This is a genomic window from Streptomyces sp. NPDC005402, assembly GCF_040606575.1.
Taxonomy (GTDB): Bacteria; Actinomycetota; Actinomycetes; order Streptomycetales; family Streptomycetaceae; genus Streptomyces.
The window spans coordinates 240,158-246,157 of sequence record NZ_JBEXFB010000015.1; the positions used below are offsets into that span (position 1 = coordinate 240,158).

Sequence of the window (6,000 nt, forward strand, 5' to 3'; positions counted from 1 at the left end):
GAGTGAGTTGTCCACAGGCCCGGACCGTGCCCGCCGGAATCGCGTACGGTGCGGCGCATGGCAAGTGTGCTCGTGGTCGAGGACGACCAGTTCGTTCGCTCGGCGCTCATCCGGCACCTGACCGACGCGGCCCACACCGTGCGCAGCGTCGGGACGGCGCTGGAGGCGCTGCGCGAGGTCGCCCATTTCCGTTTCGACGTGGTGATCCTGGACCTCGGACTGCCCGATCTCGACGGGTCCGAGGCCCTGAAGATGCTGCGCGGGATCACCGACGTCCCGGTCATCATCGCCACCGCGCGGGACGACGAGACGGAGATCGTCCGCCTGTTGAACGCCGGGGCGGACGACTACCTCACCAAGCCCTTCTCGGTCGAGCACCTCTCCGCCCGGATGGCCGCCGTCCTGCGACGGTCCCGGGCCGCCGGCGGTGACGCACCGCCCGAGACCGTGCTGCGCGTCGGCGGCCTGAGCGTCGACCCGCTGCGCCGCCAGGCCGAACTGGACGGCGTCCGACTCGACCTCACCCGCCGCGAGTTCGACCTGCTCGCCTTCCTGGCCGCCCGGCCCGGGGTGGTCGTACCCCGCAAGGAACTCCTCGCGGAGGTCTGGCAGCAGTCCTACGGCGACGACCAGACGATCGACGTCCATCTGTCGTGGCTCAGGCGCAAGTTGGGCGAGACGGCCGCACAGCCCCGCTATCTGCACACCCTGCGGGGCGTCGGCGTGAAGCTGGAACCACCGGGCGGGGGGCTGCCGCTGTGAGGTGGGCCCTGGTCAAGGTCTGTCTGGCGGTCACCACCATGGTCGTGGTCGCCTTCGCCGTCCCGCTCGGCCTCGTCATCAAGGAGATGGCCCGGGACCGCGCGTTCTCCAACGCCGAGCGGGAGGCGGCCGCCGTCGCCCCGGCCCTGTCCATCACCACCGACCGGGACCAGCTGGAGCGGGTCGTCGCCTCCGCGGGCTCGGACTCCGGGATGGCCGTCCACATACCGGCCGACGGCGACCGTAAAAGCGCTCAGAACTCCGTGGACATCGGACGGCAGCGGGCCGCCGACGACGACATCGCGACCGTGCGGAAGCTGGGCCGCGCCTCCACCACCGAGGTGCCCGGCGGTTCCACCCTGCTCCAGCCGGTCGCGCTCAGCTCCGGCGAGATAGCCGTCGTCGAGGTGTACGTCCCCGAGTCCGCGGTGAGCAACGGCGTCGCGACCGCCTGGGCGGTCCTCGCGGGCGTCGGCATCGCGCTCGTCGTCGGCTCGGTCGCGGTCGCCGACCGGCTCGGCGTCCGGATGGTGCAGCCCGCGCAGAAGCTCGTCGAGGGCGCCCACGAGCTGGGGGAGGGGAAGCTGGGCGCGCGGGTGCCGGAGGAGGGGCCGACCGAACTGCGGCTGGCGGCAGTCGCGTTCAACTCCATGGCCGACCAGGTCGTCCAACTGCTGGCGAACGAACGGGAGCTGGCCGCCGATCTGTCCCACCGGCTGCGCACCCCGCTGACCGTGCTGCGGCTCAACGCGGCCTCGCTCGGGGACGGTCCGGCCGCCGAGCAGACCCGGGCCGCGGTCGCGCAGCTGGAGCGCGAGGTCGACACCATCATCCGTACCGCCCGGGAGGCCAAGCCGCAGACCGCGGCCGCCGGGCCCGGCGCCGGGTGCGACGCGGCCGAGGTGGTACGGGAGCGGATGAGGTTCTGGTCGGCGCTCGCCGAGGACGAGGGCCGCAAGTGGCGGGTGGCCGGCACCGAGCGGCCGGTGCGCATACCGGTGGCCCGGGCGGACCTCGCGGCCGCGCTGGACGCCCTGCTCGGAAATGTCTTCCGGCACACCCCGGAGGGCACCGCCTTCGCGGTCGACGTGCACAACGGCGAGGACGCGGTGATCGTCCTCGTCTCCGACGCGGGCCCCGGCATCCGCGACCCCGAGGCCGCCATGGCACGCGGGCGGGGGTCCGGCAGCGCCGGGTCGACCGGGCTCGGGCTGGACATCGTGCGGCGGCTGGCCGAGGCGACGGGCGGGGACGTCCGGATCGGGTCGTCGGTGCTGGGCGGCACCGAGGTGCGGGTCTGGATCCAGCTGGACGGGCGGGAACCGGTGCGCCGCGGTCACCGGGTGCGCAGGCGCCGGACGGGCAGACTGGTCTCGACCTTTAACCGACCCCGATCCCTTCCTTAAGGGCGCCCTAAGATCCTCAACGCCCGCCCTGATCAGGTCATTTGCCCGATTCCGGATCGCTAGCGTGCCACGCCATGAGCATCCATCGGCGCAGAGTGAGCGGCAGGAACAAGGTGATCGGCGGGGTGGTCGCCGCCGCCGTGGTGGGGACCGGCGCGGTCCTGTTGAGCGGTACCGCCCAGGCGGCCGGGATCGGCGCCGCGTACACGAGGACGAGTGCCTGGTCGACCGGGTACACCGCGCAGTACGTCGTCACGAACAACAGCGGTGCGGCGGAGAAGGACTGGAAGCTGGAGTTCGACCTGCCGGACGGATCCACGCTCGGCTCCCTGTGGAACGGGGAGTCCCGTGTGACCGGGCGGCATGTCCTGGTGGAGCCGCCCCGGTGGGACACCGACGGCCTGGCCGCCGGAGAGTCGGTCACGGTCGGGTTCGTGGTCACCGGCACGGGCGACCCCACGGGCTGCCGCGTCGACGACGGCGCCTGCTCCACCGGCGACAGCGGCACCCCCACCCCCACCCCCACACCCACGTCCACCCCCACACCCACCTCCCCCTCGGCGAGCGCCCGCTTCGCCCCTTACGTCGACACCTCCCTCTACCCCGCCTTCGACCTCCTCGCGAGCCGGGCGGCCAGCGGCGTGCAGGACTACACCCTCGCCTTCGTCACCGACGGCGGCGGCTGCACCCCCAAGTGGGGCGGGGTCAGCGACCTGGCGAGCGACGCCGTGGCCGCGCAGATCGGCGCGCTGCGGGCGAAGGGCGGGGACGTCCGGGTCTCCTTCGGCGGCGCCTCCGGCTCCGAGCTGGCCACGACCTGCTCCTCGGCGGACGCGCTGGCGGCGGCGTACGGCAAGGTCGTGGACGCGTACGGCCTCACCAAGGTCGACTTCGACGTGGAGGGCGGGGCGCTGCCGAACACGGCCGCGAACACCCGGCGGGCGCAGGTGATCGCGAAGCTTCAGGACCGGCACCCCGGCCTGGACGTCTCCTACACCCTCCCGGTGATGCCCGAGGGCCTCACCCAGGACGGCGTCGACCTGCTCGCGAACGCCAAGTCCAACGACGTGCGGGTCGACACCGTCAACATCATGGCGATGGACTACGGGGCCTCGTACAGCGGGGACATGGGCACGTACGCCGAGCAGGCCGCCACCGCCACCCAGGCGCAGGTCAAGGGCGTCCTCGGGCTGTCCGACAGCGCGGCCTGGAAGGCGGTCGCCGTCACGCCGATGATCGGGGTCAACGACGTGGCCTCCGAGATCTTCACGGTCGACGACGCCTCCCAGCTCGTGACCTTCGCCAAGGCGAAGGGACTCGGCGGGCTGTCGATGTGGTCGGCCACCCGGGACAAGCAGTGCTCCGGCGGTGCGAAGCCCTCCGCCGACGCGAGCTGCAGCTCGGTCGTCCAGGACGCGTTCGCCTTCTCGAAGGCCTTCGCCGCCTACAACTGAACCCGCCTCGACGGGGCTCCTGGGTCACCGGTAGGCAGGGATGTCGGTCACGTTTCGACAAATCGGGCCGATAGCTATTGACGCATGACCTGACATAACGCTGTCATTGCGCCACCGTGTTCGGTCAAGTTGGTTTCTGGTCGATTACGACCGGTCGCCGAATCCCTCCGTGACTGAACCCCTGCCTTCAGGAGCCGTACATGCGTGACCTCTCGTCCTCCCTCCCGTCGCCCAGCCGCCGTGGTCTGCTCAAGGGTGTCGGTGGTGCCGCCCTGCTCGGCGCCGGTATCCCCCTGCTGTCGGCCTGTGGCAGCAGCGGCAGTTCGTCGGACCCCAAGACCGTCACGCTGGGCTCCAACCAGTCGGACGCCGTGCCGAAGAAGGCGTACGGGGAGATCTACACGGCGTTCACGAAGCAGTCGGGGATCTCCGTCAAGGTCAACACCAAGGACCACAACACGTTCCAGGAGCAGATCAACTCGTATCTGCAGGGCACGCCGGACGACGTGTTCAACTGGTTCGCCGGGTACCGCATGCAGTTCTTCGCGGCCAAGGGGCTGGCCTCCCCGATCGACGACGTGTGGGAGAAGATCGGCGACAACTTCCCCGACGCGATGAAGAAGCTGTCCAAGGGCGCGGACGGCAAGTACTACTTCGTGCCGCTGGTCACGTACCCGTGGGCGATCTTCTACCGCAAGAGCGTCTTCGCGCAGCACGGCTATGAGGTGCCCACCACGTGGGACGCCTTCGTGGCGCTGTGCAAGCAGATGAAGAAGGACGGTCTGGTCCCGATCGCGTTCGGTGACAAGGACGCCTGGCCGGCGATGGGCACCTTCGACCAGCTCAACTTCCGCACCAACGGCTACGACTTCCACGTCGATCTGATGGCGGGCAAGGCCTCCTGGACGGACGCCAAGGTCAAGACCGTCTTCGACCACTGGGCCGAGATACTGCCCTACCACCAGGACGGTTTCATGGGCCGCACCTGGCAGGACGCGGCGCAGACCCTGGTGGCCAAGAAGGCCGGCATGTACGTGCTGGGCACCTTCGTGGCGCAGCAGTTCACCAACAAGGCTGACCTGGACGACCTCGACTTCTTTGCCTTCCCGGAGATCAACTCCGCGTACGGGCAGGACACCGTCGAGGCTCCGGCCGACGGCTTCATGGTGTCCAAGTCGCCGAAGAACAAGGCGGGCGTCACCAAGCTCATGCAGTACCTGGGCACGCCGGACGCCGAGCAGATCTACCTCAAGTCCGACACCAGCGTGGTGGCCGCCTCCAACAAGGCCGACACCTCCTCGTACACGCCGCTGCAGAAGAAGGCGTACGAGATGATCACTGGTGCCAAGAGCCTGACCCAGTTCATGGACCGGGACTCGCGTCCGGACTTCACCTCGACGGTGATGCAGCCCGCGCTGCAGAAGTTCCTCCAGAACCCCAAGGGCGTCGACAGCCTGCTGTCCTCGATCGAACGCCAGAAGAAGACGATCTTCGCGTCCTCCTGAGCTGAGCGGCTGAATGACTACCGACACGAACACGAAGAGCCCGGAGGCGGCCGCGGTGCCGCCTTCGGGCCCTGCCCCTGTCAACAAGCGGGTTCCGCGGGGGCACAAGCGCCTGCTGACCCGCCGTGACCGGCTCACGCTCGGCTTCATGGCCGGCGTGCCCACGGTCCTGCACGTGGCCCTGGTCTGGGTCACCGCCCTGGCCTCGATCGCCCTGGCCTTCACCAGCTGGGACGGCATCGGCTTCGACTCCATCAAGTGGGTGGGGCTGGACAACTTCAAGCAGTTGTTCACCGACAACCCGCAGTTCTGGCCCGCGGTCGAGCACAACATCATCTGGTTCGTCGTGCTCATCTTGATCCCGACGCCGTTCGGCCTGTTCCTGGCCGTCCAGCTGGACAAGAACATCCGCTTCTCCCGCGTCTACCAGACCGCGTTCTTCCTGCCGGTCGTGGTCTCGCTGGCGGTGACCGGGTTTGTGTGGCAGCTGGTCTACAACCCCGACACCGGGCTGATCAACAGCCTGATCGGGGCGAACAAGCCGGGCCACTACATCGACTGGATCGGCGATCCGAAGCTGAACCTGTGGGCGGTGCTGATCGCCGCGTCCTGGCGGCACACCGGCTACATGATGATCCTCTACCTGGCCGGCCTCAAGGGCGTCGACCCCTCCCTGCGGGAGGCGTCCTCACTGGACGGCGCCAACGAGTGGCAGACGTTCAAGAACGTCATCTTCCCGACCCTGCGCCCCACCAACACGGTCGTCCTGGTCGTCACGATCATCGAGGCGCTGCGCGCCTTCGACCTGGTCTTCGTCTTCAACAAGGGCGCCCAGGGCACCGAGCTGCTGTCGATCCTGATCACCAACAACAT

Annotated in this window: 5 protein-coding genes; all 5 read left to right on the forward strand. The window is 69.2% G+C overall.

Going from position 1 to position 6,000, the window contains the following annotated elements; all coding sequences use genetic code 11:
• The first annotated feature begins 57 nt into the window (after nt 1–57).
• Entirely contained in the window at nt 58–762 is a 705-nt protein-coding gene (locus ABZT02_RS28225; RefSeq protein WP_020123282.1) for a response regulator transcription factor, read from the forward strand.
• The gene (locus tag ABZT02_RS28230) at nt 759–2,168 is read left to right on the forward strand and encodes a HAMP domain-containing sensor histidine kinase (protein WP_356022076.1); all 1,410 of its coding nucleotides are present in this window, start codon (nt 759–761) and stop codon (nt 2,166–2,168) included. Before ABZT02_RS28225 ends, ABZT02_RS28230 begins: the two co-directional genes overlap by 4 nt.
• Nucleotides 2,169–2,242: 74 nt before the next feature.
• Complete coding sequence (locus tag ABZT02_RS28235) at nt 2,243–3,622, forward strand: cellulose binding domain-containing protein (RefSeq protein ID WP_356022078.1); 1,380 nt, start codon at nt 2,243–2,245, stop codon at nt 3,620–3,622.
• 200 nt (nt 3,623–3,822) lie between these two features.
• A complete protein-coding gene (locus ABZT02_RS28240; RefSeq protein ID WP_356022080.1) occupies nt 3,823–5,127 on the forward strand; it encodes an extracellular solute-binding protein in 1,305 nt (434 codons plus the stop codon).
• A 13-nt stretch (nt 5,128–5,140) separates the two neighbouring features.
• Nucleotides 5,141–6,000 (forward strand): sugar ABC transporter permease (locus ABZT02_RS28245; RefSeq protein ID WP_356022083.1); only part of this gene is annotated, 860 nt, incomplete at its 3' end.

Excerpts from the sequence above, each read along its gene's own strand:
- ABZT02_RS28240 (WP_356022080.1), top strand. The coding sequence starts at position 3,823 with ATGCGTGACCTCTCGTCCTCCCTCCCGTCGCCCAGCCGCCGTGGTCTG.
- ABZT02_RS28225 (WP_020123282.1), top strand. The coding sequence starts at position 58 with ATGGCAAGTGTGCTCGTGGTCGAGGACGACCAGTTCGTTCGCTCGGCG.
- ABZT02_RS28235 (WP_356022078.1), top strand. The coding sequence starts at position 2,243 with ATGAGCATCCATCGGCGCAGAGTGAGCGGCAGGAACAAGGTGATCGGC.